The 3,245-nt window shown below is 65.8% G+C and carries 5 protein-coding genes; all 5 read right to left on the reverse strand.

Translation table 11 applies throughout. From position 1 onward, the window contains the following. Window positions 1–360 (reverse strand): L-2-amino-thiazoline-4-carboxylic acid hydrolase (locus tag AC1D2G_RS34355; protein WP_477419627.1); only part of this gene is annotated, 360 nt, incomplete at its 3' end. A gap of 85 nt (window positions 361–445) precedes the next feature. Continuing rightward, a complete protein-coding gene (locus AC1D2G_RS34360; RefSeq protein WP_477419629.1) occupies window positions 446–1,222 on the reverse strand; it encodes an ABC transporter ATP-binding protein in 777 nt (258 codons plus the stop codon). Beyond that, window positions 1,219–2,034, reverse strand: coding sequence for an ABC transporter ATP-binding protein (locus AC1D2G_RS34365; RefSeq protein WP_477419631.1), 816 nt, complete (start codon window positions 2,032–2,034; stop codon window positions 1,219–1,221). The genes AC1D2G_RS34360 and AC1D2G_RS34365 overlap by 4 nt, the downstream gene beginning before the upstream one ends. Continuing rightward, window positions 2,031–2,861 (reverse strand): ABC transporter permease, encoded by an 831-nt coding sequence (locus AC1D2G_RS34370; protein WP_477419633.1) that lies wholly within the window; start codon window positions 2,859–2,861, stop codon window positions 2,031–2,033. The genes AC1D2G_RS34365 and AC1D2G_RS34370 overlap by 4 nt, the downstream gene beginning before the upstream one ends. After that, window positions 2,858–3,245 (reverse strand): ABC transporter permease (locus tag AC1D2G_RS34375; protein WP_477419635.1); only part of this gene is annotated, 388 nt, incomplete at its 5' end. The genes AC1D2G_RS34370 and AC1D2G_RS34375, both read right to left, overlap by 4 nt.

Consider the following 3,245-nt stretch of genomic DNA (forward strand, 5'->3'; position numbering starts at 1 on the left):
CTCGTCACTGAGCCCGGCCTCGACCCAGGCGTCCTTCAGCGGGCAGCGTCTGACCTTGAAGGCGATGCGGTTATCGCTGCGTTCGACATCGGTCGGATACATGCGACCGCCGTCAGGGCTGATGGCCAGGAAGGCTTCGCCGATCGCGCGTGCATCGTTGGCGCCGAAGCTGGCGAAGGCGGCTGCGGCCACTTCCTTGCCGCGCTGTTCGATGGCGCGGATCATGATCGCTTCGGCTCGTTCCGCACCGAGCTCTCCAGTCAGTTCTTCGAGTAGCAGACGATAGAGATCGGCACGGTTGCGAAAGGCGGAATCGAGTTCGCGCGACAGTCTTTCAGCTCTTGTTTCGGGGTTGGTCATGTTGGGTCCTGGCTTGTTGTTCGACCATTGTCTTGTCCCGAAAGCCGGATCTCGCTTTTCGCCGGCGCGGTCCTTCGGTTCGGGGTCATGGTCGAATCCTGTTCAATCTTGGCGCGGCTGCCACCAGCGCCTTGCCGATGGCAGATTGCGGCGCGTCGATGACGGTCCGGGCATCGCCGCTCTCAGCAATTTGGCCGCCTTCGAGGAGGACAACGCGGTGGGCGATCGCCCGGACGACGCCGAGATCATGTGAAATGAAGACATAGGCGATCCGTTCCTGGCGTYGCAGGTCGAGCAGCAATTCGAGGATCTGCCCACGCACCGAGACATCGAGCGCCGACACCGCCTCGTCGAGCACGATCAGCGACGGCTTTGATGCGATGGCGCGTGCGATGGCGACGCGCTGGCGCTGGCCGCCGGAAATTTCATGGATGGCGCGCGGGGCGAGATCTGCGGTCAGCCCGACGCGCTCCAGCAAGGCGGCGATGCGGCGTGGGCGCTCGGCGCGGGCGGCGATGCCATGGATACGTAAGGGGTCGTCGAGCACACGCGCCACCGTGGCGCGCGGGTTGAAGGCGGCAAGCGGGTCCTGGAACACCATCTGCAGGCGGGCGCGTCGCGCCCGGAGTGCTGCGCCACTCAAAGCCAGGAAATCATTGCCTTCGAATTCGATACGGCCAGCATCCGGTTCGATCAGCCGCAGCAACAGCCGCGCGATCGTCGATTTGCCGCTGCCGGACGGACCGGCCAGCGCCAGCGTTTCACCGGGGTCGATATGAAAGGAGACATCGTCGACGGCAGCAATGGTCTTGCCGCCGCGACGGTAGCTCTTGGTGAGGTTGGAAACCGTGAGCAAGCTCATGCGTCGAGCCCGGCTCGGTTGAGCAGCGGCGCGGCGTCGAGGGCGATATGAGCGTCGAGCAGCGTGCGCGTATAGGCTTGGGTTGGCGCACCAACGATCTGTGCCGTCATTCCGAGCTCGAGCAGTTCACCATGACGGAATACGGCAATGCGTTCAGCGAGCTCGGCCGCCAGCGCGATGTCGTGGCTGATGAACAGCAGCGTCATGCCGTCCTCTGCCACCAGCCTCCGTATCAAAGCGACGATCTCGGCCTGCACGATGGTGTCGAGCGCGCTGGTCGCCTCGTCGGCGATCAGCAATTTCGGACCCGCCGCAATCGCGGCTGCGATCGCCACACGCTGCTTCTGGCCGCCGGAGAGTTGATGCGGGAAGCCCTGTAGGGCCGCGTCCGGGTCCGGCAGGCGGACGCGTTCAAGCAGGCTCTTTGCCTTCGCGTACGCCTGCGGCCATGTCAGGCCGAGATGGGTGTATGCCACTTCCGCGATCTGCTTGCCGACAGTCATGACGGGATCGAGGCTGGCGGACGGATCCTGGAAGACGAAGCCGATGTCTCGGCCGCCGAGGGGCGCCTTGGCACCAGAGGATGGCAACGATGGCAAGAGCCAGTCAATGCGGCCTTCAATCCGGGAAGACCGCGGCATCAGCCCGGCAATCGCCAATGCCAGCGTGCTCTTGCCCGAACCGCTTTCGCCGATGATGGCCAGGCGTTCGCCGGCGACGATGTCGAGGTTGATAGTCTTCAACGCCGCGACCTCGTTGCCATCGCGGCGGTAGGTCACCGTCAGGTCGCGGATCGAAGCCAGTGTGGTCACGACAGGCCTCTTCTTACGGCTGTCGTTTCGACGATGCCTTCACCGGCGAGATAGACACCCAGTACCGTCAGCACCAGTGCAATGCCCGGGACGATCGACAGGAAGGGCGCGGTGCGCAGCACGGCGCGGCCCTCGGCGATCATGCCGCCCCAGGTCACCCTGTTGGGATCGCCCAGGCCAAGGAAGGACAAGGCTGCCTCGGTGAGGATCGCGGCGGCGACGATCACCGAGGACATGGCCAGCACCGGCGGCAAGGCGTTGGGCAGAACTTCGCGAAAAGCGATCGCCAGCGGATGCATGCCGATGACCCTGGCACCGGCAACATAATCGCGCTCTCGAATGGAGAGGACCTCGGCGCGGGCGACACGCGCGGGGCCGGTCCAGGTGCCGAGCGCGATGGCAATCACGACGATGCCGAGCGACGGTCCAACGACGCTGACGAAGGCCAGCGCCAACAGGAAGCTCGGCACGGTCTGGAAAGCGTCGGTGATGCGCATCAGCGCCTCGTCGACGAGGCCACCGGCAAAGCCGGCCAGCGTGCCAACCACGGAGCCGATGGCGAGGGCCGCCGCCGCTGCCGCCAGCCCGACGGCGAGCGAGGTGCGGGCGCCATGGAACAGCTCGGCCAGCACGTCACGACCGAGGCGATCAGTGCCGAGCGGCAGCGACCAGTCCTGAAACGGCGGCAGCAGTGCCGGCCCGGCGATGGCTTGCGGGTCGCCGGGAAACAGCAGCGGTGCCGACAGCGCCATGGCAATCAGCGCCGCCAGGAGGATGGCGCCGGCGACAGCCTCGGGTGTGCGCAGAAAACGGCGGAGCGGGCTCATGTGCCGGCCTCGCCGGCGTCGACGCGCGGATCGAGAAAGGCATAAGCGATGTCGACGAGCAGGTTGATGACGATGACCAGGACGGCGCTGGTGAGAATAATCCCGAGCAGTAGGGGAGTGTCCCGCGCGGCCACCGCTTCCTGCGCCAGCCGGCCGAGGCCGGGCACGGAAAAGACGCTCTCGATGACGACGCTACCGCCGAGCATTTGCGCCGATTGCAGCCCGAGCATGGTGACCAGTGGCAAGAGTGCGTTGCGGGCGACGTGGGCGAGGACGATGCGGCGGCGGGATAGCCCCTTGGCGCGGGCGGCCAGCACAAAATCTAGCCGCCAGACTTCTGCCATGCCGGCACGCATCATGCGCAGATAGAGCGCCAGATAGATG

Source organism: Mesorhizobium sp. P2_C7, assembly GCF_056404515.1.

Bases quoted from the DNA above. Each gene is read 5' to 3' on its own strand.
- AC1D2G_RS34370 (WP_477419633.1), bottom strand. From the start codon at position 2,861: ATGAGCCCGCTCCGCCGTTTTCTGCGCACACCCGAGGCTGTCGCCGGC.